The organism is Streptomyces sp. NPDC045955, assembly GCF_056430805.1.
This window is the reverse complement of sequence record NZ_JBWKKY010000004.1, coordinates 411,895-435,558: the sequence shown is the minus strand read 5'-3', so window position 1 is coordinate 435,558 and position 23,664 is coordinate 411,895. Positions and strand designations below refer to the sequence as shown.

Below are 23,664 nucleotides of genomic sequence, written 5' to 3'. Positions count from 1 at the left end.
GGGCCCATCCCGGAACCGATCCTGCCGGAGGCCGCGTCTTGGGGGGCGTGCAGCGTCAAGGCTCCATCGGCGGCAGCGCCGCGTTCCGCATCCGTGTGACAGGAGGTGTCCTCCTCGTCGCACATCTCGCGTTCGTCGCCTGGCTCACGCTGCGGCCGCTGGACGTGCCCTGGGTGATGCCGGCCAATCTGCGGCCGTTCCACGGTATCCAGGCCGATCTCGCCCTGGGCTGGCCTCAGGCGGCCCGACGGATCTGCGAGGGGCTGGCGCTGCTCGCCCCGCTGGGCGTGCTGCTGCCGATGGCGAGCGGCAGACTGCTCGTCTCGCCGCTGGCGTCCCTGCTGAACACCGTCACGGCCGGTGCCCTGCTGTCGCTGGGCATCGAGCTGCTCCAGACCGGCGTTCCCGGTCAGGTCGTCGACGTCGACTCGCTCTTCCTGAACACCGCGGGCGTGGCCCTCGCGCATCTCGCGCTCGTCCCCGCCGGCCGCTCCTGGCTGCGCCGCCGCACCACCGCGGGCCCGCCCCGGACGCCCCTCCCCCCGGAGGAGCCGGCTCAGGGTCGGACCCCGACGATTCCCAGGGTCGGAATCGCCCCGTGGAGCGATGTTTTGCCCCCTTCGTCTCCGTAGCGTGGAGTGCAGATGGGGTACTCGGACATGAGGCCTCACGACACCTCACGAAGGAGCCGCACATGTCACGCCTCGCCCGCCCCACCCACGGCCGCATGATCGGCGGAGTGTGCGCCGCGCTGGCGCGGCGCTTCGGCACCTCCGCGACGACGATGCGGGTGATCTTCCTCGTCTCGTGCCTGCTGCCCGGCCCGCAGTTCCTGCTGTACATCGCGCTGTGGATCCTGCTGCCCTCGGAGAGCAAGGTGCAGAACAAGGCACAGACGGCCTGGTGACGCCTGCTTCGACGGAACACCGATGGGGCGCACCTCGGGCCCGGGGTGCGCCCCATCGGCGTGTGTCCGCCTGGGCGGGAGGGTCAGCCGACCGGAACGCCGTTCACCGCGAGGCCGGCGGCGACGCCGATGGACTTGTGTGCCGACGACTAGGGGGTCAGCCCTCCGAAGGCGAAGAACCACTGGTGGACGCGGTCTGCCGGAACAGCCATTCGGATTTCAGCTCGGCATACCCGGGCTTGATCACGTCATTGATCATGGCCAGTCGTTCATCGAATGGAATGAACGCCGATTTCATCGCATTGACGGAGAACCACTGCATGTCGTCGAGCGTGTAACCGAACGCCTCGACAAGGTGCTCGAATTCCCGGCTCATGCTGGTGTGCGACATAAGACGATTGTCCGTGTTGACCGTGGCACGGAAATGCAGTCGGCGCAGCAGCCCGATGGGGTGCTCGGCGTACGAGGCAGCCGCCCCGGTCTGGAGGTTGGAGCTCGGGCAGAGCTCCAGCGGGATGCGCTTGTCCCGGACGTACGAGGCAAGCCGCCCGAGTTCGACGCTGCCGTCCTCGTGGACCTGGATGTCGTCGATGATCCGCACCCCGTGCCCGAGCCGGTCGGCGCCGCACCACTGGAGGGCCTGCCAGATGGACGGCAGCCCGAAGGCCTCACCGGCGTGGATGGTGAAGTGGTTGTTCTCGCGCTTGAGGTACTCGAACGCGTCCAGGTGCCGGGTGGGCGGGTAGCCGGCCTCGGCGCCCGCGATGTCGAAGCCGACGACGCCCAGGTCCCGGTACCGGTTCGCGAGTTCGGCGATCTCCAGGGCGCGGGCCGCGTGCCGCATGGCGGTGAGCAGGGCGCCGACGCGGATGCGCAGGCCCCTCTCGCGAGCGCGGCGCTCCCCTTCACGGAAGCCCTCGTTGACGGCTTCCACGACCTCTTCGAGGCTCAGACCGCCTTCGAGGTGCTGCTCGGGTGCGTAGCGCACCTCGGCGTAGACGACGCCGTCCTCGGCGAGGTCCTCGGCGCACTCGGCGGCGACCCGCACCAGGGCGTCGCGGGTCTGCATGACGCCGACGGTGTGGGAGAAGGTCTCCAAGTACCGTTCCAGCGAACCGGAGTCGGCTGCCTCGCGGAACCAGACGCCGAGCTTTTCCGGGTCGGTCTCGGGAAGCTGGGTATAGCCGGTCGCGTGGGCGAGCTCGACGATCGTGGCGGGGCGCAGCCCGCCGTCGAGGTGGTCGTGCAGAAGAACCTTGGGCGCCCGGTGGATCTGGTCCGGTGTCGGGGTGTTCGCGATGGTCTGGCTCGTCATTTCCGCACTCTAACTCCTACGCGCGTAGATGGCGCGTCCTCGGCTGCTTTACGTTTCCGTCGATACGTAACGGTGATCCCCGGGACGGGTCGAGTACACCCACCCTTCTGACACTGTTCTGTCATGGCACACCAAGCGACGCCGGCGCGCAGGGCCCGGCTGGGAAGGGCACTCGGGCCGGAGCCGACGGCGGTGAGCGGCGTGGTGCTGCTGCTCCCCGGCGGTGACGAGGTCTCCAGACGCAGACCGTCGCCCCTGCTCGCGACCGCCTCCGTCCGCGCCCTGGGGCGCCGGCTGGCCCGCGCGGGCCGGGAGGAGGGGCTCGCCGTGCACGTGGTGCACTACCGGTGCCGGGGCTGGAACGGCAGCGAGGCCAACCTCGCGGCCGACGCGGCCTGGGCGGCCGACGAGGTCGTACGGCGTTACGGGGACGTTCCCGTCTGCCTCGCCGGCGTCGGCATGGGCGGCCGGGCCGGGCTGCGGGCGGGTGGCCACGCGGCCGTCAACTCCGTGCTGGCGCTCGCCCCTTGGCTGCCACAGGAGGATGTGGCGGGGCCACCCGAACCGGTGAAGCAGTTGGTGGGGCGGCAGGTGCTGATCGTGCACGGCACGAACGACGGGCGGACGGATCCCGAGTTGTCGTTCCGGCTGGCGGCGCGGGCGAAGAAGGCGAACCGGGATGTGTGCCGGTTCGAGGTGCATGCGGACGGGCACGGACTGCATCAGTACCGGGATGAAGTACTGGCGTTGGCCGAGGACTTCGTGATGGGGGCGTTGTTCGGGCGGGCCGTGTCGCGGCCTGTGCGGGACGCGCTGGCCGCGCCGCCGCCGTTGGGGTTGCGGATGCCGTTGGCTGCGGGGTTCAGTCCTTCTCGGCGGTAGCGCCGTTTGGGTGGCTGTGGATGTCGGGGTGCGGGTTCGCCGCGGTCAGCGCGGTTCCCCGCGCCCCTCAGGTGGGGAGCAGACTGCCTCTTCTTGACAGGAGGAACCTTTTGAAGGCGGCTACCGGGGGCGTGTCCGGGTGGCCTTCCAGCCAGGCCACGCCGATCTCGCGGGCCGCTCGCGGGGCCGTGACCGTCAGTTCGACCACACCGGGGCGCGGGACTGCCGGTGGCGGCAGAAGGGCCACTCCCAGGCCCGCTGCCACCAGGCCCCTCAGGGTTTCCGCCTCTTCGCCCTCGAAGGCGATGCGGGGCTTGAAGCCGGCCTCCTGGCAGAGGTCGTCGGTGATGCGGCGGAGGCCGTAGCCGGGTTCCAGGGTGACGAACATTTCGTCCGCGGCCTCGGCGAGGCGGATGCGGCGGCGGCCCGCGAGGGAGTGGTCCGCGGGGACGACCAGGCGGAGCTTCTGTTCGTCGAGGCGGCGGGCGACCAGGTCGGGGGCGTCGGGGACGGGGGACGTCAGGCACAGGTCCAGTTCGCCGGCGCGGAGGCGTTCGAGCATGGCCTCGCCGTAGTTCTGGACGAGGCTGAAGCGGACGCGCGGATGGTCGGCGCGGAAGGCCTGGAGGAGACCCGGGACCGTCTCGGCGCCCATGGTGTGCAGGAAGCCGAAGGCGACCTTGCCGGTGGCGGGGTCGGCGTCGGCCCGCACCTCCTCTGCGGCGCGCTCGACCTCGGCCAGGGCTCGCTCCACGGAGACGAGGAAGGTGCGCCCGGCCGGGGTGAGGGAGACCGTACGGCCGTGGCGGGCGAAGAGGTCCACGCCGAGATCCTGCTCCAGGCGGGCCATGGCCCGGGAGAGGGTCGACTGGGGGACGTTCATCTCCTGGGCGGCGCGGGTGACGTGCTCGGTGCGGGCGACCCCGGCGAAGTACGCGAGGCGGGGTGCCAGCACCTTGGACATCTCCGCCATGTCTTCTGTGTCACTGGACGGTGACAGCCGAGCCGTTGAACTGTGTTGATGCGCCATGGGAACGATTATGGAGGTTCCATGCATTGGACGGATCAGTGCGCGCGTACGTAGTTTCGAGGCATGTCTCCCGCCAGTACCGGGGCGTCCACCATCGTGGGCGCCGATGCCTCTGTCCCTGCCGCCGACGCACGCATGTCCCCGGGCGGGCCCGGCTACCGCCGGATGAGCCTCGCCCTCTTCCTCGCGGGTGTCGCGACCTTCGCGCTGCTGTACTCCACGCAGGCGCTGCTCCCGCTGATCTCCGGCGAGTTCGGTGTGGCGGCGAGCGACGCGAGCTGGACGGTTGCCGCCGCGACAGGCGGGCTGGCGCTGTTCGTCCTGCCGATGAGCGCCCTGTCGGAGCGCTTCGGACGGCGTACGGTCATGACGGCCTCGCTGGCCGTGGCGGTGACCGTCGGGCTGCTGGTGCCCTTCGCCCCGTCGCTGGGTGTCCTGGTCGTGCTGCGGGCGTTCCAGGGCGCGGCGCTGGCCGGGCTGCCGGCGTCGGCGACGGCGTACCTCGCGGAGGAGGTCAGCCCCAAGGCGCTGGTCACCGCGATCGGACTGTTCGTCGCGGGCAACAGCGTCGGCGGGATGAGCGGCCGGGTCATCACCGGCTGGGTCGCCCAGGAGTGGGGCTGGCGGGTCGCCGTCGGGGTGATCGGCGCGATCGCCGTGGCGTGCGCGGTGGCCTTCCGGCTGCTGCTCCCCGCCCCGAAGAACTTCAGGACCGGTTCGCTGCGGCCGCGCGTGCTGGCCCGGACGGTCCGTGACCACCTGTCGAACCCGCTGCTGTGCCGGCTGTACGCGATCGGCGCACTGTTCATGACGGTGTTCGGCGGTGTGTACACGGTCATCGGCTACCGGCTGACCGAGGCGCCGTTCTCGCTGCCACAGGGCATCATCGGCTCGATCTTCCTGGTGTACCTCGTCGGTACGGTGTCGGCGTCGACGGCCGGCCGGCTGGTGGGCCGCCTGGGCCGCCGGGGCGCGCTGTACGCGGGCGGCGGTACGACGGCGGCGGGTCTGCTGCTGTCCCTGGCCGGCTCCCTCCCGCTGGTCCTGCTGGGCCTGGTCCTCATCACGGCGGGCTTCTTCGCGGGCCACGCGGTGGCCTCCTCGGCGGTCAGCAAGACGGCCACGACCGGCCGCGCACAGGCCTCGGCGCTGTACCAGTCGGCCTACTACATCGGCTCCAGCGCGGGCAGCACGGTCGGCGCGATCGCCTTCCACGCGGGCGGCTGGGCCGGCACGGTCGGGGTCGGCCTGCTGGCGGTCCTGGGCGTCGTGACGATCACGGTGTTCGGGACGCGGGCGGCACGGATGCAGCGACGGCCGGCCACCGCCACCTGAGCTGGAAAACGGACTGTTCCCCCTGGTCGGGGCCGGTTGTCAGTGGGCGCGGATAACGTCCGCGTCTGCTGACCACCGGATTCGACCAGGGGGATTTTCCATGGAGTTCCGCATCGACCGCACGGCGTTCGCCGAGGCCGTGGGGCGGACGGTACGGGCGCTGCCCGCGCGGACGCCGGTGCCCGTGCTGGGCGGCCTGCTGCTGGAGGCGGACGCGGGGCGGCTGGCCGTGACGGGGTTCGACTTCGAGGCGGCGGTACGGGTGGAGGCCGATGCCGAGGTCACGGAGCCCGGGCGGGTGCTCGTCCTGGGGCAGCGGCTGCTGGACGTCTGCCGGGTGCTGCCGGACGGGCCGGTGAGCTGCGCGCTGGAGGCATCGCGGTTCACGGTGGAGGCGGGCGGTACGCGGTTCGGGCTGTCGACGCTGCCCCTCGCCGAGTACCCGGCCCTGCCGGCGCCGCCCGCGCCGTACGGCACGGTGGACGCCGCCGCGTTCGCGACCGCTGTCGCCCAGGTCGCCGTCGCGGCCGGGCGGGACGAGACGCTGCCGCTGCTGACAGGCGTCCAACTGCGCCTGGACGGCGGTGAGATGACGCTGGCCGCTTCGGATCGCTACCGGTACGCCGTGCGGCGGCTGGAGTGGCGGCCGGGAGCGGCGGCCGACGGTGCGGTGGACGTGTTGTTGCCCGCGCGGCGCCTGCTGGACGTCGCGCGGTCGCTGGGCCGTGACGGGGACGTGATGATCGGCTGGGACCCGGCCGGGGGCGGCGGGCTGATCGGCTTCGAGGGCGGGCGGACGCGGACGGCGCTGCGGCTCCTCGACGGGCGGCTGCCGACGTACGGGTCGCTGTTCGACATGACGGGGGCCGCGGTCGCCGAGGTCGAGTGCGAGCGTCTCGCGGAGGCCGTGCGGCGGGTCGCGGTGGTGGCGGAGGCGAACAGTCCGGTGCGGCTGGACTTCTCGTCCGACGGGTCCGTCATGCTTCGCGCCGGCTACGGCGACGACGTGGCCGCCCAGCGCCTGCCGGCCACGCTGACCGGCGCCGACGAGATGCCGGTGGCCTTCAACCCGGCCTATCTGCTGGACGCGCTGACGTCGTTCGAGAGCCCGCGCGTACGGCTGGAACTGCTGGGGGCGGGACAGCGGGCGCTGCTGCACGCGGTGCCGGACGGCGGGGCCGCCGAGCGGGGCGGGGGGATGGCCGGTGAGACGGCCCCGGAGACGGCGGGGGAGCACCGGCATCTGCTGATGTCGGTGAGACAGCTGGCCTGAAGCACTGCTCCTGCCTGCGCTCTTGTGCGCTCGGGGGGCCGTTGTCAGTGGGCTGCGGTAGCTTCCGAAGTGCTGAACGCGATGGCGCGTGACAGAAATTCCACAGGGGTGGGTGGACGATGACGAACGGCACGGCGACACCGACAGACCTGGACAGCAGGCTCGAGGCACACCGCACCGAGCTGACGGGGTACTGCTACCGGATGCTCGGCTCCTCCTTCGAGGCCGAGGACGCGGTGCAGGACACGATGATCCGCGCCTGGCGCAGCTACGACAAGTTCGAGGGCCGCTCCAGCCTCCGCTCCTGGCTCTACCGCATCGCGACCAACGTGTGCCTGGACATGCTGACCGCGGGCAACAAGCGCGCCAGGCCCATGGACCTGACCGAATCCACGCCGCTCGCCCAGGCGGCCCTCACCCCCCGCCCGGACAACACCTGGCTGGAGCCCATGCCGGACGCCCGTGTGCTGCCCACGACCGACGACCCGGCGGAGGCGGCGATAGCCAAGGAGTCCGTGCGGCTCGCCTTCATGGCCGCGCTTCAGCAGCTGCCGGCCAAGCAGCGGGCCGTGCTGATCCTGCGCGAGGTGCTGGCCTGGAAGGCCAGCGAGGTCGCCGAGCTGCTGGACACGTCCGTGGCGTCGGTCAACAGCGCTCTCCAGCGAGCCCGCGCGACCCTGGCCGAGCGGAAGGAGCCGGGCGCCGACGCGACCGTCTCCGACCCGCTGGACGAGGACCAGCAGAAGCTGCTGGACCGCTATGTGGCGGCCTTCGAGGGCTACGACATGACGGCGCTGACGGCCCTGCTGCACGAGGACGCGGTGATGACGATGCCGCCGTTCGACCTGTGGCTGACCGGCGTCGGCGACATCACCGGCTTCATGACCACCCTGGGCGCGCCCTGCGCGGGTTCCCGGCTGGTGCCGGTCCAGGTCAACGGCCTGCCGGGGTTCGCCCAGTACAAGCCCGACCCGGAGAAGGGCGGCTTCTCGCCGTGGGCGGTGCAGGTGCTGGAGATCTCAGACGGCCGGATCACCGGGTTCCACTGCTTCCTCGACACCCAGCGCTGGTTCCCGCTCTTCGACCTGCCCCTCCACCTCGAAGCGGAGACCGACCAGGTCGAGCAGGGCGCGTAGGGCCGGATCGGGGTCGCGCAGCCGTATCCGGCCCCCGGCCCGCCGGGCGGCGAGCTGGAGGCGTGCGAGCAGGTCGACGGCGGCGAGCCCGGGCGGCCCGAGACCTCCGACATCGCACACCACGACCCGGGCACGGCTGGTCTGCAGCAGTGCCCTCACGTCGTCACTCAGTCCGCTCACCTCGTCCCGGGATACGGGGCCGGGGAGCACGAGCACGGGCGGTGTCATGGCGTCCACGATCGGTAGACCGGGCGGGTGGCGGTAACTCATCGCGGCTGTCCGTCCTGTCGGCGCCGAAAGGATCACATTGACCTCGGTACGGCCTTCCCCGGAGGGTTGGCTGTATGCCCCATACATCTGCCCCTCCCGCGCTGCCCGATGCCCGTGTCGCCGGTGAGGGGGCACCGTGCAGGGTGTGCTGAGCGGCTTCGCGGTCATCGCGGTCGTCATCGGGGTCGGCTATCTGATCGGCCGCCGGGGGTATCTGGGCGACGGCGGGCGCGAGGTCCTGACGAAGCTGGCCTTCCACGTGGCGTCTCCCGCCCTGCTCTTCACGACGCTCGCCGGGGCGGACCTGTCGGTGATCTTCTCCGACCGGCTGCTGGTCACGGCGATGAGCACGGCGGCGGTGGCGGGTGTCTTCGTGGCGGTGGGTGCCGCGCGCGGCTGGGGTGTGGGCCGGACGACGATCGGCGCGCTGTGCTCCAGCTACGTCAACTCGGGCAACCTCGGCATCCCGATCGCGGTGTACGTGCTGGGCGACGCGTCACTGGTCGCGCCGGTGCTGCTGTTCCAGCTGGTGGGCGTCACGCCGGTGGCGCTGACCATCCTGGACCTGGCGAGCGGCGGCGAGAAGCGGCCCCTGTGGCAGCGCCTGCTCACGCCCCTGCGCAATCCGATAGCCCTGGGCTCCCTGGCCGGTGTGGCCGCTTCGGCGTCGGGCCTGGACGTCCCGGGGCCCTTGATGGACCCGCTCACCCTGATCGGCAACATGTCGGTCCCGGCGGTCCTGCTGGCCTTCGGCATCTCCCTGCGCGGCAGCACGCTTCCGTTGCGCGGCGCGGAACGGGCCCCTGTCCTGCTCGCCGTGACCCTCAAGGCGGTCGTCCAGCCCCTGGTCGCCTGGGCCCTCGCAGCGGGCGTCTTCGGTCTCCACGGGGCCTCGCTGCTCGACGTGGTGGTGACGTCGGCGCTTCCGGCGGCACAGAACCTGTTCACGTACGCGAGCAGTTATCGGGTGGGCGAGGTGCTGGCGAGGGAGGCGATTCTGTTGTCGACGGTGTTGGCGGTGCCGGTTCTGGTGGTGGTGGCGACGGTTTTGGGGTGAGGAAGCTCAGCTTGCGAGGAACTCGTCTGTGTCGAGCTTGAGGCTGAAGGGTTCCGGCAACTCGATCTGCTCGCCGAACTTCCCTGCGTGAAGGACCCGGTAGACGTCGCCTCGGGGTTCGCCGTACAACGTGATGGTGGGGCCGCCGGGGGCCCAGCCGTCGATGAGCAGGTACAGCGGAACTGCGGCCTGGGCATAACCCGCGGCCTTCTTGATCCGGTCATGGGCCGCATTGGACTTGGACGTGATCTCGACGACGAGTTCAGCGGCGGACGCCGGGATGAAGTTGCCGTCCTCGCTGCGCAGCACCTGCCTGGGGGCGACGGCGAGATCAGGGATGTAGAGCCCGTCACGGGACGGAACCGCCGTACCCAGAGTCTGGTAGATGCCCCAGTTCCTGGGGATGACCTCGTACAGGGCTCGCTGAACCAGATCAGCGATGTCGTTGTGGGCATTGGACGGCGGTGGCGCCACGGTGACGATCCCCTCGATGATCTCCACCTTGCAGCCCTCAGGCGCGTCCGTCTCCTGCCAGATCCGGACGAGGTCGTCCCACTCGTGGCCGTTGGCCGTCGAGTGGTCGACGGTGAGTGCGCTCATGGCGGTTCTCCAATCAGTGCGTCACCGATCCCAGCATGCCGAACGGGACCGGTGGCGGTCCACCGATCCCGTTCACCCGAAAGGGAAACCGCCTGGTCAGGCGATACGTTCCAGCACCACCGGCGACGCCTCGAAGTCCGTCCCCGGCGTCGCGATGTCGTACGAGCCCTCGACCGCGTCCAGTGCGTACTCGAAGCGTTCCGGCGTGTCCGTGTGGAGGGTGAGGAGGGGCTGGCCCTCGGTGACCTCGTCGCCCGGCTTGGCGTGCATCTCGATGCCCGCGCCCGCCTGGACCGGGTCCTCCTTGCGCGCGCGGCCCGCGCCGAGGCGCCAGGCGGCGACGCCGATGTCGTAGGCGTCGAGGCGGGTGAGGACGCCCGAGGCCGGGGCCTTGATCACGTGCTGTTCGCGAGCCACCGGAAGCGCCGCGTCCGGGTCGCCGCCCTGGGCCGTGATCATGCGACGCCAGACGTCCATCGCCGAGCCGTCGGCCAGGGCCTTCGCCGGGTCGGCGTCCTTGATGCCCGCCGCGTCGAGCATCTCGCGGGCCAGGGCGATCGTCAGCTCGACCACGTCCGCCGGGCCGCCGCCGGCCAGGACCTCCACCGACTCGCGGACCTCCAGCGCGTTGCCGGCCGTCAGGCCCAGCGGGGTCGACATGTCGGTGAGCAGCGCGACCGTCTTCACGCCGTGGTCGGTGCCGAGGCCCACCATCGTGGAGGCCAGTTCGCGGGCGTCCTCCAGGGTCTTCATGAAGGCGCCCGTGCCGACCTTCACGTCCAGGACCAGCGAGCCCGTGCCCTCCGCGATCTTCTTCGACATGATCGAGGAGGCGATCAGCGGGATCGCCTCGACGGTGCCGGTGACGTCGCGCAGGGCGTACAGCTTCTTGTCGGCCGGGGCCAGGCCGTCGCCCGCCGCGCAGATCACCGCGCCGGTGCCGTCCAGGACGGACAGCATCTCCTCGTTCGAGAGCAGGGCGCGCCAGCCGGGGATCGACTCCAGCTTGTCCAGCGTGCCGCCCGTGTGGCCGAGGCCGCGGCCCGACAGCTGCGGGACAGCGGCACCGCAGGCGGCGACCAGGGGGGCCAGCGGGAGGGTGATCTTGTCGCCGACGCCGCCGGTGGAGTGCTTGTCGGCCGTCGGACGGGACAGGGACGAGAAGTCCATGCGCTCCCCGGAGGCGATCATCGCGGCCGTCCAGCGGGCGATCTCGCGGCGGTTCATGCCGTTGAGCAGGATGGCCATCGCGAGGGCCGACATCTGCTCGTCGGCGACCTCCCCGCGGGTGTACGCGTCGATGACCCAGTCGATCTGCTCGTCGCTGAGTTCGCCGCGGTCCCGCTTGGTGCGGATGACGGAGATGGCGTCCATGGCCATGGCTTGGGCTTCCTTCCGAGGATTCCAGAAGCCGTACGGCCCCCCTGAGCCGGTCGCGTGAGCAACTCAGGGGGGCCGCACGGGGATTACTTGGTGAGGTGCTCCGGGCCGAAGGCCTGGGGCAGCATCTCCGACAGCGGCAGGATCCCCGCCGGGGTCTCCAGCAGCAGGTCCGGGCCGCCGAACTCGTGCAGCAGCTGGCGGCAGCGGCCGCACGGCACGAGCGTGGCGCCGTCACGGTCGACGCAGGTGAAGTGCGTCAGCCGGCCGCCGCCGGTGTTGTGCAGCTCCGAGACCAGACCGCACTCGGCGCACAGGCCGAGCCCGTACGAGGCGTTCTCGACGTTGCAGCCGGAGATGATCCGGCCGTCGTCGACCAGGGCCGCCACGCCGACCGGGTAGCCGGAGTACGGGGCGTACGCCCGGGACATGGCGTCCCGGGCCACCGCGCGCAGCTTCTCCCAGTCGACGTCCGGGCCGGCGCCGGTCACTTGCCCTGCCCCTTCCGGTAGGGCATGCCGTCCGCCCTCGGCATGCGCAGCCGCTGGGCGGACAGGGCCAGGACCACCAGGGTGATGACGTACGGCGTGGCGGAGACGACCTGGTTCGGGACCTCGTCGGTGGTCGCGTACCAGGTGAACACCAGGGCGCCGGCGATCAGGGTCGCCACGGCCGGGACGTACTTCTTGCGGACCACGAGCCAGATCGCGCCGATGACCAGCAGCAGCGCGCCGAGCAGCAGCAGGGCGTGGACGTTGGCGGAGCCGCCGCGCAGGTTGAGGCTGTCGGTGTAGCCGAACAGGCCCGCGCCGAGTGCGAGTCCGCCCGGCATCCAGTTGCCGAAGATCATCGCCGCGAGGCCGATGAAGCCGCGGCCGCTGACCTGGCCCTCCAGGTAGAAGGGGTTCGCGACGATCGACAGGAAGACACCGCCGAGGCCGGCCAGACCGCCGGAGATGATCACGGCGATGTACTTGTACTTGTAGACGTTGACGCCGAGGGACTCGGCGGCGACCGGGTTCTCGCCGCAGGAGCGCAGGCGCAGGCCGAACGCGGTGCGCCACAGGATCCACCAGGTGGCGGGGATCAGCGCGACGGCGATCAGGGTCAGCCAGGACACGTTGGTGACCAGGCCGCCGAGCAGGCCGGCGATGTCGGAGACGAAGAACCAGCCCTGGTTGTTGAGGTCCCTGAGCGCGTCGGACAGGCCCGGCACGGTGAAGTTGCCGAGGGAGTCGACCGCCGGGGACTGCTTGGCGGAGCCGCCCGGGTGGCCCTCGAAGGCGAGGGGCGCGAGGTAGCGGGTGGCGCCGAGGGCGAGGATGTTGATGGCCACACCGGAGACGATGTGGTTGACGTTGAAGGTGACGGTCACGAAGGCGTGCAGCAGGCCGCCGATCGCGCCGCCCGCGATGCCCACCAGGACACCGGTCCACGGGCCCCACTGGAAGCCGGCCCAGGCGCCGAACCAGGTGCCGAGGATCATCATGCCTTCGAGGCCGATGTTGACCACGCCCGCGCGCTCGGCCCACAGGCCGCCGAGACCGGCGAGACCGATCGGCACGGCGAGCTGGAGCGCGGTGGACATCTGGCTGACGTTGGTGATGCCGTCGGCGCCGGTGATGAGGCGGACGATCGAGGTGAGCGCCAGTCCGCCGGCGATGATCAGCAGCAGGACGGGCCACGACAGTCGGCGGCCGGTGGGCGCCGCGGGCTGCAGCGTGGGCTGGTTGAGGTCGGTCGCGGTGGTCATCGGCCAGCCACCTCCTTCGTGGTGTTGTTGGTGCCGAGGACGTGACCGGCGGCCAGTTCGGCGCCGACCCGGCGCTGCTGGCGGCGCAGGCCCCACTCGCGGACGGCCTCGTAGGAGACGACGACGGAGAGCACGATCAGGCCCTGCATGATGACCGCGATCTCCTTGTCGTAGCCGTGGAAGTCCAGCTCGGGCGAGGCCTTGTCGAGCCAGGCCCACAGCAGGGCGGCGAAGGCGATGCCCACGGGGCTGTTGCGGCCGAGCAGGGCGATGCCGATGCCGAGGAAGCCGATGCCCGTGGGGAAGTTCAGGCTGTAGGTGTGGGTGTCGCCGAGCAGGATCGGCAGGCCGGCGAGGCCGGCGATGCCGCCGGAGATCAGCATGGCGCTGAGCACCATGCGCTTGGGGTCCACGCCGCTGGCCGCGGCGGCGGTCTGCGAAGCGCCGGAGGCGCGCAGGTCGAAGCCGAAGCGGGTGCGGTTGAGGACGACCCAGTAGCCGATGCCGAGCAGGACGGCCAGCAGCACCAGGCCGTAGATCTCGCCGGCCGCGCCCATGCCGATGCCCGGGATCCAGCCGGACTCGTGCATCTCGCCGGTGGTGTTGTTGTTGCCGACCTTCACGCCGAAGACGTTCGGCAGCCACAGGTAGGCGATCACGGAGGTGGCGATCGCGTTGAGCATGATCGTGGCGACGACCTCGCTGACGCCCCGGGTGACCTTGAGGACACCGGCGATGCCGGCCCAGAAGGCGCCGGTGAGGACGGCGGTCAGGAGCAGCAGCGGGACCTGGAGGGCGGCCGGCAGAGCGACGTGGGCGCCGACGACCGCGGCCAGCATCGCGCCGAGCTGGTACTGCCCGTCGACACCGATGTTGAACAGGTTCATCCGGAAGCCGATGGCCACCGCGAGCGCCGCGATGTAGTACATCGACGCCTGGTTGATGACCAGCACCTGGATGTCCGAGAAGCTGATCTGCTCGAACATGAGGGCGAACGGCTCGACGGGGCTCTTGCCCGACGCGACCAGCACGATCGCGCTCAGGACGAAGGCCACGGCGAGCGCGATGACCGGACCGGCCACCGCGAGGAGCACGCGCTCCCTGTCGAACTTCTTCATCAGCGGGCCTCGTCTTCCGGAGACTCGGGGGCGTCGGCCTTCGAGGTCTCGGGGGTCTCTTCGTGCTCCAGGTGCCCGGTGGCGGCACCGGTCATGGCCGAGCCGAGCTCCTCGGGGGTGATGGTGGCCGGGTCGGCGTCCGCGACCAGCTTGCCGTTGTAGATCACGCGCAGGGTGTCGGACAGGCCGATGAGCTCGTCCAGGTCGGCGGAGATCAGCAGGACGGCCAGGCCCTCCCGGCGGGCCTCGCGGATGTGGTCCCAGATGGCGGCCTGGGCGCCGACGTCCACACCCCGGGTGGGGTGGGCGGCGATCAGGAAGCGCGGCTTGTGGCTCATCTCGCGGCCGACGATCAGCTTCTGCTGGTTGCCGCCGGAGAGGGAGGCGGCGGTGACGTCGATGCCGGGGGTGCGGACGTCGTACTCCGTGACGATCCGCCGGGTGTCCTCCTGGGCCGCCTTCGGGTCCAGCCAGACGCCCTTGGCGAGGGGCTTCTCGGTGACGTGGCCGAGGATGCGGTTCTCCCAGAGGGGGGCCTCCAGGAGCAGGCCGTGGCGGTGGCGGTCCTCGGGGATGTAGCCGATGCCCTGCTCACGGCGCCTGCGGGTGGGCCAGGTGGTGATCTCCTCGTCGGCGAGCCGGATCGTGCCGGAGTCGGCGGCCCGCAGGCCGATGAGCGCGTCGACCAGCTCGGTCTGGCCGTTGCCCTCGACTCCGGCGATGCCGAGGACCTCGCCCGCGTGGATGGTGAAGCTGATGTCGTCGAGGAGTGCCTTGCCGCTGGGGGCGGCCAGGCGGAGCCGGTCGACGCTGATGACCGGGCGGTCGGTGACCGTGGACTCGGCCGTCTCGGGCGTGGGCAGTTCGCTGCCGACCATCATCTCGGCGAGCTGGCGCGAGGTGGTCTCGGCGGGGACGGCCGTGCCGACGGTGGTGCCGCGGCGGATGACGGTGATCTCGTCGGCGACGGAGAGCACTTCGCCGAGCTTGTGCGAGATGAAGATGACCGACAGACCCTCGGAGCGCAGTTCGCGCAGGTTGGCGAAGAGGGCGTCGACCTCCTGCGGCACGAGCACGGCGGTCGGCTCGTCCAGGATGAGGGTGCGGGCGCCGCGGTAGAGGACCTTGAGGATCTCCACGCGCTGGCGGGCGGCGACGCCGAGCTCCTCGACCAGGAGGTCGGGCTTGACGTCGAGGCCGTAGCGCTCGGAGAGTTCCTTGATCTTGCGGCGGGCCTTGGCGCCGATGCCGTACAGCTTCTCGCTGCCGAGCACGACGTTCTCCAGGACCGTGAGGTTGTCGGCGAGCATGAAGTGCTGGTGGACCATGCCGATGCCGCGGGCGATGGCGTCGGCCGGCGACGAGAAGCTGACGTGCTCGCCGTCGACGGTGATGGTGCCCTCGTCCGGCTTCTGCATGCCGTAGAGGATCTTCATCAGCGTCGACTTTCCGGCGCCGTTCTCGCCGACGAGGGCGTGCACGGTGCCCTTGCGGACGCTGAGGTGGATGTCGTGGTTGGCCACGACTCCCGGGAAACGCTTCGTGATCCCGGCGAGCTCGACGGCGGTCACCGATTCCTTGACCGCCGCTCCGGCCGGAGGGCTGCTGGACGCGTTGATGGCGCACTCTCCTGGGGACGGGGGCCGTCTACGCGCGTAGCGCCCCTACGGCATACAAAGGGGCTGACGCACCGCGACAACGGGGTACGGGGAGCAGCCTCCCCGTACCCCGTCGAGCGGACGTAACCCCGGGGGTTACCGCCTGCTTCGAGGCAGTCGGTCGTCAGCTGCTCTTGACCTTGATCTCGCCGCTGATGATCTTCTCCTTGGCCGTCTTGATGGCTTCCTGAAGCTCGGCGTCGTCCGCGAACTTCGGGTTGGAGTCCGACAGGCTCACCTCGCCGGTCTTCAGATCGCCACGAACGATACCGGTCTCGGGCTTGCCGTCCTCGACCGACTTCGCCAGGTTGTACACCGCCTTGGCGACGTCCTTCATCGCCGAGGTGAGGATCGAGTCCTTGTACTTGGCGAGGGCCTCCTGCTTGTACTGGTCGGAGTCCACACCGATGGCCCACACCTTCTTGGCGGCGGCAGCCTCGATGACACCCTGACCGGACAGGCCGGCGGCCGCGTACACGACGTCGGCCTTCTTCTCGATCTGGCCCTCGGCAGCCGTCTTGCCCTTGTCGGGGCTGGAGAAACCACCCTCCTCGGCCGTCTGCGTCAGGTACTGCGACAGGACCTTCACCTTCGGGTTCGTGTCCTTGACGCCCTGCTCGAAGCCCGCCTGGAACTTGTGGATCAGCGGGATGTCGACACCGCCGACGAAGCCGACGACGTTCGACTTGGTGCTCTTGGCGGCGGCGACACCGGCCAGGTACGAGGCCTGCTCCTCGCTGAAGACGAGGTCGGCGACGTTCTTGGAGTTGATCGTGGCGTCGTCGACGATGCCGAAGGTGGTCTTCGGGAACTTCTCCGCGGCGCCCTTGACGGCCGCGGCGTACGCGTAGCCGACACCGATGACGGGGTTGTAGCCCTGCTTCGCCAGCGAGACCAGGCGCTGCTCCTTGTCGGCGTCCGTCTCGCCCTCGGTGGGCTCCAGGTCGGCCGTCTGGTACCCGAACTCCTTCTTCGCCTGCTCCAGTCCCGCGTACGCGGCGTCGTTGAAGGACTGGTCGCCCTTGCCGCCGACGTCGTACGCGATGGCGAGGCCCTTGTTCCCCTTCGAGTCCGACGACCCGGAGGTCGAGGTGCTGCCACAGGCGGAGAGAGCGAGGGCCAGGGAGGCGGTCGCTGCGCCTGCGACCGTGATCCGGGAAATCCGGCGCATGTGTGGGTGCTCCTGTCGTACTACCGGGGCCGCATAGCGCCGGGACGGTTCAGCTTCGGCGCTGGCTTCGCCGCAGATTAACGCGCGTAGACCTGCCTGAAAACCCCTTCTGTCCACCTTGTTATGCGCCCGTGGCCAAGCCATCACCCGGCCTTGTCCGGGGTGTTGCCGACCGCGAACGCGGGGTGGCGCTGGGTGATCCCAAGGCCCGGCGCGACCCGGGAACGGCAGAGCGGGCGGGCACCCCGGGGGTGTCCGCCCGCTCCGACCGCCTCACGGCGTGACGGCCTATTCGGTCTTGACCTTGATCGAGCCGTCGTCGATGCCTTCCTTGGCCTTGTTCACGGCGTCCTTCAGCCCCGGGATCTTGGCGTACTCCGGGTTCGACTCGGAGAGGCCGACGCCGTTGACCTTCAGGTCGAAGGTCTGGACGCCGGTCAGGGGCTTGTCGTCGTGGACGGACTTGGCCAGCGCGTAGACCGCGCCGCCGACGTCCTTGAGGGCGGAGGTGAGGATGTAGCTCTTGTACGGCGCGAGGGCGGCCTGCTTGTACTGGTCGGAGTCGACGCCGATCGCCCAGACCTTCGCCTTGGCGGCGGCCTCGATGACGCCCTGGCCGGACAGGCCGGCGGCCGCGTAGAGCACGTCGGCCTTCTTCTCGATCTGGCCCTCGGCCGCGGCCTTGCCCTTGTCGGGGCTGGAGAAGCCGCCCTCCTCCGCCGTCTGCGTCAGGTACTGCGACAGGACCTTCACCTTCGGGTTGGTGTCCTGGACGCCCTGCTTGTAGCCGGCCTCGAACTTGTGGATCAGCGGGACGTCGACACCGCCCACGAAGCCGACGATGTCCGACTTGGTGGCCTTGGCGGCGGCGACACCGGCGAGGTACGAGGCCTGCTCCTCGGCGAAGACGAGGGAGGCGACGTTCTTGCCCTCGACCACGGAGTCGACGATGCCGAAGGTGGTCTTCGGGTACTTGGACGCCACGGCCTTCATCGCCGGGCCGTAGGCGAACCCGACGCCGATGACCGGGTTGTAGCCCTGCTTGGCCAGCGAGGCCAGGCGCTGTTCCTTGTCCGCGTCCGTCTCGCCCTCGGTGGGCTCGATGTCGGCGGTCTTGTAGCCGTACTCGTCCTTGGCCTTGGTCAGGCCGGCGTAGGCGGCGTCGTTGAAGGACTGGTCACCCTTGCCGCCGACGTCGTACGCGATGGCGAGGCCGCGGTCCTTGTTGTCACTGCCACTGTCACCGCTGGTGCCGCCACACGCCGTGGCGACGAGCCCGAGCGACGCGACCCCCACCGCGACGCGGGTCAGTTTGGAAATCCGACGCATCGTGAAGTTCCCCATTCTCCAAAGCCCCGCAGTGGGTGCTCGGTTCGGCGCACATTAACGCGCGTAGACACTCCTGGGAACGGTTCGCCGCGGGGCCGTTATCCATTCGTGCCGATGGCCGGTTACGCCCTTGTGAACCACGGGATCGAACGGGGTCGAAAGGTGTACTCGGGCACACGGCGCATGCCTGCTGGTCACGCGCACCAGGCTGCCGTGGGGCGGCGCCGCTCGCAACCTGAGACGCCGCCGGGGCGGCCAGGGCGCGCCGTGGTCGTCACCGGGGGACCGCGTCCGCGTGCGGCGCCGTCGTGACCGGTCGCGCAGTCCCCCGCGTCCCCGAGGAGGTGGGTCCTAAGGCCTGTCGTTTGGATCAGGTCGCAGGAAAGTGAGTGTGCTGTTCAGCGCCGGTGAGCGGGGTCTGGTGCGTTCAGCTGCAAGGCGGAGGAGGGCGTCGACGCGGAGCGTCGGCAACCGACGACAACGCGGCAGATACGCCTGCCGGACCCCGCGTCTGCGGCGTGATCCAAACGACAGGCCCTAGCGCAGGCCGTCGACCAGGGCCGCTGCTGTGAAGAGTTCCACGCCTACCGTGATCGCGGACTCGTCCACGTCGAAGTCGCCCTGGTGGAGGTCGCGCACCTGGCGCTCGCCGGGGGTGCGTACGCCCAGGCGGGCCATCGCGCCGGGGACGTGCTCCAGGTACCAGGAGAAGTCCTCGCCGCCGAGGCTCTGCTCCGTGCCGACGACCGAGTCGACGCCGCGTCGGGCGATCATGGCGTCGCGCAGCAGCTCCGTCACGCCGGGCTCGTTGACGACGGGCGGGACGCCGCGGACGTAGTTGATCTCCGACTTGGCGCGGTACAGGTTGGCGATCTCGTCGATCGCGGCGACCACGACGTCGGGGGCCTGCCGCCACGCCTCGATGTCGAGGCACCGCACGGTGCCGGAGAGCTCGGCGTGCTGCGGGATGACGTTGGGCGCGTGCCCGGACTCCACGCGGCCCCAGGTGATGGCGAGCCCGCTCCGGCTGTCGAAGCGCCGGCCGACCAGGGCGGGTACATCGGTGACGACGCGGGCGGCGGCCGTGACCAGATCGGTCGTCAGGTGGGGGCGTGCGGTGTGCCCGCCCGGGCCGTTGAGGGCGATCTCCAGCCGGTCGCAGGCCGAGGTGATGGCCCCCTCCCGGAGCCCGACCTGCCCCGCGTCCACCCGGGGGTCGCAGTGCACGGCGATGATCGCGCCGACCCCTTCCAGCGCCCCGCACTTGATGACGTCGGCGGCACCGCCGGGCAGGACCTCCTCGGCGGGCTGGAAGATCAGCCGGACGGGGCGGGGCAGCAGACCCTGCTTGTGCAGCTCCGCGAGGACGAGACCCGCGCCGAGGACGACGGTGGTGTGCACGTCGTGGCCGCAGGCGTGCGCGCGGTCGGGCACGGTCGAGCGGTACGGGCACTCGCTCTTCATGTCGGGGATGGGCAGGCCGTCGATGTCGGCCCGCAGGGCGAGCATGCTGGGGCCCCCGTCCCACTGCTCGCCCTCTACACCGATGTCACAGACGAGTCCTGTCCCGACGGCGAGGACGCGCGGCTTGAGGCCGGCCCTCTCCAGCCGCTCCTTGATCGCGGCTGTCGTGCGGAACTCCTGGTTGCCCAGCTCCGGGTGCATGTGCAGGTCGCGTCGGAACGCGATGAGCTCGGCGCGCAGAGCGTCGGGCAGCGCACCGGGAAGTACGGCTCCCCCGGGGAGATCGACCTCGGACTCCAGTGACATCAATTGCTTCACCCTCTGAAGGGTAGGGCGCCAGGGCGGTCGGCTGACCCTCGATCAACAAAACTTCAACCCGTTAGGGGCAGAAAATATGACCGCCGAACGTATAGCTATCAAGTGAGATGGGTAAACTCGCCCGTCTTCAGGGTCGAGCCGGTCACCACGGTCCACAAGTGTGACTTCGACCACACTCGCGCCGCAGCACTGTTATCCATCCATCCTCCTCCACGGATACCACGCCCCGCGCGGGGAACACGGGCTTGCTCGTCCGGCGGACGCCCGGCCCCGATAGTGTGCGCCCCGTGCGCGCCGACAGCCCCGAGTTCGTCCAGTCCATCCAGGCCTCCTACGACGCCATCGCCGAGGACTACGCCGCCGGGTTCCCGGACAGTCTCGCCGGGAGGCCGCTGGAGCGGGCCCTCCTCACGGCCTTCGTCGATCTGGTGCGTGCCCCCGGGGCGCCGGTGCAGCCGCCGGTCGCCGACATCGGCAGCGGGCCCGGGCACGTGGCTGCCCGGCTGCACGACATGGGCCTGCCCGTGTTCGGGGTGGACGTCTCACCGCGCATGGTGGCCCTGGCCCGCCGGGCGCACCCTCGGCTGCGGTTCCACGTCGGTTCGATGACGGCCCTGGACCTGCCGGAGGAGACACTCGGCGGCATCGTCGCGCTGTACTCGATCATCCATGTGCCGGACGAGCATCTGCCCTCGGTCTTCGCCGGGTTCCACCGCGTCCTGGTGCCGGGCGCACCCGTGCTGCTCGGCTTCCAGTCAGGCGCCGAGGACGGCCGCGCGCACCTCACCGAGCGCTTCGGGCGGGAGATCTCGCTCGACTACTTCTGGCGCACGCCGGAGACCGTCGCGGCGCAGCTCAGGGAGGCGGGCCTGGAGATCTACGCCCGTGTGCTGCGGGAGGCCGAGGGCGAGGAGCAGCGTCCCCGGGCGTTCCTGCTGGCCCGCAAGCTGGCTCCTGGCGGAGTCTGAGCCGTGAGCGGTGAGCCGTGAGCGGTGGCTGGAGGTCGGGGAAGGTGCGGCCGCCCCTGCCTGTGCGTGAGCCCACCGGTGCGCGTGCCGCGGTCAGGGCACAGGTCGCTCCTGCCGGTGCGTGAGCCGCCGCGGGGCTTCGGCCCGTCACCGTCGCCGGGCCCCGGCACGTCGGCGGCGACGGCCCGCACCTGGCCGCCACGTCCGCGAGGGCGCCGGTCCCGTGGGCCTGCGGGCGGCTCCGGCGCTGCGGGCGCAGGGTCCGCCGGACGTCTTCCTGAGCCGCCGACCGCCAACCGCCGAGCCGCCTGACAGTCCGCTGACCCGGTCGGCCCCGCCGGTTCCCGAGGCGCTTCCGGCAAGTCAGCCGGCAGCCACCGCGCCCGCCGCCCCGGCCGGTCCGGGGATACCCGCCGAGCCCACCGCCCCGGCCGAACCGGCCATGCGCGCCGAACCCGCCGCACCGGCCGAGCCCGTCGTCCCCGTGACACTCCCAGGACCGGCCGGACCCGCCGGACCAGCCGGGCCCCCAGCAGCCGCCGAGTCCCTCGGTCCCACCGGGCCGGCCGTGCTCGCCGGGTCCTCCGGCCCCGCCGGACCCGCCGCGCTCCCCGGACCCTCCTGGTCCTCCACTCCGGCCCCGTGCCCCGGCCCGGCCGCGGACACCCGATGCACGTCCCGCGCCGCCCCCGTCACCCCCGACAGGAAGCCCTGGGCGCGAGGTGAGGCGTGGTCGGTCAGCCAGGAGGGGTCGATGTCGCAGACCGCGACGCGGACCTCCGTGCCGGAGAGGGCGAGGGGGAGGGTGTGGACGACCGTGGAGGGGAAACTGAGGATCGTGCGGCCGATGGGACCGCGGCGGGCGATCAGTTCGAGGGGGAGTTCGGGGCGGACGATCTCCAGGCCCGTCTCGACCGCGAGCCGGTGAAGCTTGTCCGTGCTCTCGCGGCGGTGAGCGAAGTAGCGGGTGGCGCCGTGGGCCCTGGCCAGGGCGCGGACGGCCTCCAGGTAGCGGTCGTCGTCGACCACGCCCGTCTCCACCAGGGACGTGCCCACCATGTCCGCGCCCTTGGTGATGCGGGGCGGGCCGAAGCGGGCGCGGGTCCAGGCGAAGTCGTTCGCGCTGACGGTGACGCCCGCCGGGGTCTGCTCCATCGGCATGGAGGAGAAGATCTCGACCTGCCGCCTGTCCCCCGGGGTCAGGCGGCGCCGGGCCGAGGAGGACACCGGCGCGAAGATCAGGTCCCGCGGGCCGGGGCGGCCGCCCTTGCGGTGCCAGCGCACCAGCCGTTCCCCCCGGGCCAGCTGGCCGACGAACTCCATGGTCGCCGTGCCGTCGTCGACGACGACCAGGTCACGGGCCCGGGTGATCGTCAGCAGCAGCTGTACGTAGCGGGAGAAGGGGTCCCCCAGCACGATCCGGCGCGCCCTGCGGAGCAGGCCGGCCAGGCCGCCGATGGTCTGGAAGGGCGCCAGGGGCCCGCCGCGCGCTTCCTCCCAGCGGACCTCGTGCCCCTCGTCACGGGCCAGGTCGGACATCCGCCGCAGCTGGCCGCGCGTCATCGGGTCGACGGGTGACAGCACCACGAGGGTGAGCCCCACGCCGGGCGCATGCGCGTGCGCCCACTCCAGCACGTTCAGCAGCTGTACCGGACTCTCGACGAACGCGAGAGTGTGGGGACCGGCGTTCCCGGCGCGGGGGCTCATCGACGTACGACCGTCCCGTCGTAAGGGGGTTGTGGGGGGTGGTGCGCTCAGACGCCGACCGGCTCGCCCGCCGCGTCGGCGATCTCCGCCTCGGCGACCACGCCGGCGACGCGGCGCAGCTTCTTCATCGGGGCCAGCTCGGACTCGTAGACCTTCTTCACGCCGTCGCCCAGGGAGGCCTCGATCGTGCGGATGTCGCGGACGAGGCGGGTGAGGCCCTGCGGCTCCACGGAGGCGGCCTGGTCCGAGCCCCACATGGCGCGGTCGAGGGTGATGTGACGCTCGACGAAGGTGGCGCCCAGGGCGACCGCGGCGAGGGTGGTCTGAAGGCCGGTCTCGTGGCCGGAGTAGCCGATCGGGACGTTCGGGTACTCCTGCTGGAGCGTGTTGATGACGCGGAGGTTGAGCTCCTCGGCCTTGGCCGGGTAGGTCGAGGTGGCGTGGCACATCAGGATGTTGTCGGAGCCGAGGACCTCGACCGCGTGGCGGATCTGCTTCGGCGTCGACATGCCGGTGGAGAGGATCACCGCGCGGCCCGTGGCACGCAGGGCGCGCAGCAGCTCGTCGTCCGTGAGGGAGGCGGAGGCCACCTTGTGGGCGGGGACGTCGAACTTCTCCAGGAAGGCGACGGCCTCGGTGTCCCACGGGGAGGCGAACCAGTCGATGTTCTTCGACTTGCAGTAGTCGTCGATCGCGCGGTACTCGTCCTCGCCGAACTCGACGCGGTGGCGGTAGTCGATGTAGGTCATCCGGCCCCAGGGGGTGTCGCGCTCGATGTCCCACTGGTCGCGCGGGGTGCAGATCTCGGGGGTGCGCTTCTGGAACTTGACGGCGTCGCAGCCGGCCTCGGCGGCGGCGTCGATCAGCTTGAAGGCGTTCTCGAGCTCGCCGTTGTGGTTGATGCCGATCTCACCGCAGACGTAGACCGGACGGCCCGGGCCGACCTCGCGCGTGCCGAACCGGCGGATACGGGAGTTGGTGCTCATGGCAGGA

The 23,664-nt window shown here is 70.9% G+C and carries 21 protein-coding genes and 1 pseudogene; 8 read left to right on the top strand and 14 right to left on the bottom strand.

The annotated features are described in order from the left end of the window. Positions 1-47: 47 nt before the first annotated feature. A complete protein-coding gene (locus AC07F0_RS11185; RefSeq protein WP_478977076.1) occupies positions 48-632 on the top strand; it encodes a VanZ family protein in 585 nt (194 codons plus the stop codon). A 62-nt stretch (positions 633-694) separates the two neighbouring features. Beyond that, positions 695-907, top strand: a complete 213-nt coding sequence (locus AC07F0_RS11180) for a PspC domain-containing protein (RefSeq protein WP_356927922.1) — start codon at positions 695-697, stop codon at positions 905-907. 157 nt (positions 908-1,064) lie between these two features. Here the strand turns inward: AC07F0_RS11180 and AC07F0_RS11175 are convergent, their stop codons facing one another. Continuing rightward, positions 1,065-2,222 carry an adenosine deaminase gene (locus AC07F0_RS11175; RefSeq protein ID WP_478977073.1) on the bottom strand — a complete coding sequence of 386 codons (1,158 nt, stop codon included), beginning with the start codon at positions 2,220-2,222 and terminating at the stop codon, positions 1,065-1,067. A gap of 123 nt (positions 2,223-2,345) precedes the next feature. On the opposite strand from AC07F0_RS11175, the gene AC07F0_RS11170 reads away from it, so the two are divergent. Further along, positions 2,346-3,104, top strand: coding sequence for an alpha/beta hydrolase (locus AC07F0_RS11170; protein WP_478977070.1), 759 nt, complete (start codon positions 2,346-2,348; stop codon positions 3,102-3,104). A 67-nt stretch (positions 3,105-3,171) separates the two neighbouring features. Here the strand turns inward: AC07F0_RS11170 and AC07F0_RS11165 are convergent, their stop codons facing one another. Continuing rightward, positions 3,172-4,134 (bottom strand): LysR family transcriptional regulator, encoded by a 963-nt coding sequence (locus AC07F0_RS11165; protein ID WP_478977067.1) that lies wholly within the window; start codon positions 4,132-4,134, stop codon positions 3,172-3,174. Between the two features lie 63 nt (positions 4,135-4,197). On the opposite strand from AC07F0_RS11165, the gene AC07F0_RS11160 reads away from it, so the two are divergent. The 3 genes from AC07F0_RS11160 to AC07F0_RS11150 all read left to right on the top strand — a co-directional run bounded on the left by AC07F0_RS11160 (position 4,198) and on the right by AC07F0_RS11150 (position 7,878). Then, on the top strand, positions 4,198-5,469 hold the full coding sequence (locus AC07F0_RS11160) for an MFS transporter (protein WP_478977064.1): 1,272 nt from the start codon (positions 4,198-4,200) through the stop codon (positions 5,467-5,469). A gap of 100 nt (positions 5,470-5,569) precedes the next feature. Next, positions 5,570-6,742 (top strand): DNA polymerase III subunit beta, encoded by a 1,173-nt coding sequence (dnaN, locus tag AC07F0_RS11155; protein ID WP_478977061.1) that lies wholly within the window; start codon positions 5,570-5,572, stop codon positions 6,740-6,742. 119 nt (positions 6,743-6,861) lie between these two features. Further along, complete coding sequence (locus tag AC07F0_RS11150) at positions 6,862-7,878, top strand: sigma-70 family RNA polymerase sigma factor (protein WP_478977058.1); 1,017 nt, start codon at positions 6,862-6,864, stop codon at positions 7,876-7,878. Here AC07F0_RS11150 and AC07F0_RS11145 read toward each other — a convergent pair. Continuing rightward, the gene (locus AC07F0_RS11145) at positions 7,762-8,148 is read right to left on the bottom strand and encodes an STAS domain-containing protein (RefSeq protein WP_478977055.1); all 387 of its coding nucleotides are present in this window, start codon (positions 8,146-8,148) and stop codon (positions 7,762-7,764) included. The two genes, AC07F0_RS11150 and AC07F0_RS11145, sit on opposite strands and share 117 nt — an antisense overlap. A 136-nt stretch (positions 8,149-8,284) precedes the next feature. On the opposite strand from AC07F0_RS11145, the gene AC07F0_RS11140 reads away from it, so the two are divergent. Further along, a complete protein-coding gene (locus tag AC07F0_RS11140) occupies positions 8,285-9,205 on the top strand; it encodes an AEC family transporter (RefSeq protein WP_478977052.1) in 921 nt (306 codons plus the stop codon). Positions 9,206-9,211: 6 nt separating this feature from the next. On the opposite strand, the gene AC07F0_RS11135 is transcribed toward AC07F0_RS11140, so the two are convergent. The 9 genes from AC07F0_RS11135 to AC07F0_RS11095 form a co-directional block, all read right to left on the bottom strand. Further along, entirely contained in the window at positions 9,212-9,805 is a 594-nt protein-coding gene (locus AC07F0_RS11135; protein ID WP_478977049.1) for a Uma2 family endonuclease, read from the bottom strand. Positions 9,806-9,901: 96 nt separating this feature from the next. Continuing rightward, the gene (locus tag AC07F0_RS11130; RefSeq protein ID WP_478977046.1) at positions 9,902-11,185 is read right to left on the bottom strand and encodes a thymidine phosphorylase; all 1,284 of its coding nucleotides are present in this window, start codon (positions 11,183-11,185) and stop codon (positions 9,902-9,904) included. Positions 11,186-11,271: 86 nt separating this feature from the next. Beyond that, on the bottom strand, positions 11,272-11,676 hold the full coding sequence (locus AC07F0_RS11125) for a cytidine deaminase (protein ID WP_279540766.1): 405 nt from the start codon (positions 11,674-11,676) through the stop codon (positions 11,272-11,274). After that, a complete protein-coding gene (locus AC07F0_RS11120) occupies positions 11,673-12,938 on the bottom strand; it encodes an ABC transporter permease (RefSeq protein ID WP_478977043.1) in 1,266 nt (421 codons plus the stop codon). The genes AC07F0_RS11125 and AC07F0_RS11120 overlap by 4 nt, the downstream gene beginning before the upstream one ends. After that, a complete protein-coding gene (locus AC07F0_RS11115) occupies positions 12,935-14,056 on the bottom strand; it encodes an ABC transporter permease (RefSeq protein ID WP_478977040.1) in 1,122 nt (373 codons plus the stop codon). The genes AC07F0_RS11120 and AC07F0_RS11115 overlap by 4 nt, the downstream gene beginning before the upstream one ends. Continuing rightward, positions 14,056-15,627: an ABC transporter ATP-binding protein gene (locus AC07F0_RS11110; RefSeq protein ID WP_478977037.1), complete on the bottom strand. Its 1,572-nt coding sequence runs from the start codon at positions 15,625-15,627 to the stop codon at positions 14,056-14,058. Before AC07F0_RS11110 ends, AC07F0_RS11115 begins: the two co-directional genes overlap by 1 nt. Before the next feature lie 211 nt (positions 15,628-15,838). After that, positions 15,839-16,885, bottom strand: coding sequence for a BMP family lipoprotein (locus tag AC07F0_RS11105; protein WP_436729275.1), 1,047 nt, complete (start codon positions 16,883-16,885; stop codon positions 15,839-15,841). 288 nt (positions 16,886-17,173) lie between these two features. Then, positions 17,174-18,214, bottom strand: a complete 1,041-nt coding sequence (locus AC07F0_RS11100; protein ID WP_478977034.1) for a BMP family lipoprotein — start codon at positions 18,212-18,214, stop codon at positions 17,174-17,176. 537 nt (positions 18,215-18,751) lie between these two features. Beyond that, the gene (locus AC07F0_RS11095; protein ID WP_478977271.1) at positions 18,752-19,984 is read right to left on the bottom strand and encodes a M20 family metallopeptidase; all 1,233 of its coding nucleotides are present in this window, start codon (positions 19,982-19,984) and stop codon (positions 18,752-18,754) included. A 299-nt stretch (positions 19,985-20,283) separates the two neighbouring features. On the opposite strand from AC07F0_RS11095, the gene AC07F0_RS11090 reads away from it, so the two are divergent. After that, positions 20,284-20,964 carry a class I SAM-dependent DNA methyltransferase gene (locus AC07F0_RS11090; RefSeq protein ID WP_478977031.1) on the top strand — a complete coding sequence of 227 codons (681 nt, stop codon included), beginning with the start codon at positions 20,284-20,286 and terminating at the stop codon, positions 20,962-20,964. 657 nt (positions 20,965-21,621) lie between these two features. Here the strand turns inward: AC07F0_RS11090 and AC07F0_RS11085 are convergent. Together AC07F0_RS11085 and AC07F0_RS11080 are read right to left on the bottom strand one after the other, a co-directional pair. Next, a pseudogene (locus AC07F0_RS11085) lies at positions 21,622-22,671 on the bottom strand (hypothetical protein); the annotation flags it as partial. A 47-nt stretch (positions 22,672-22,718) separates the two neighbouring features. After that, positions 22,719-23,657 (bottom strand): N-acetylneuraminate synthase family protein, encoded by a 939-nt coding sequence (locus AC07F0_RS11080; protein WP_478977028.1) that lies wholly within the window; start codon positions 23,655-23,657, stop codon positions 22,719-22,721. Positions 23,658-23,664 lie beyond the last annotated feature (7 nt).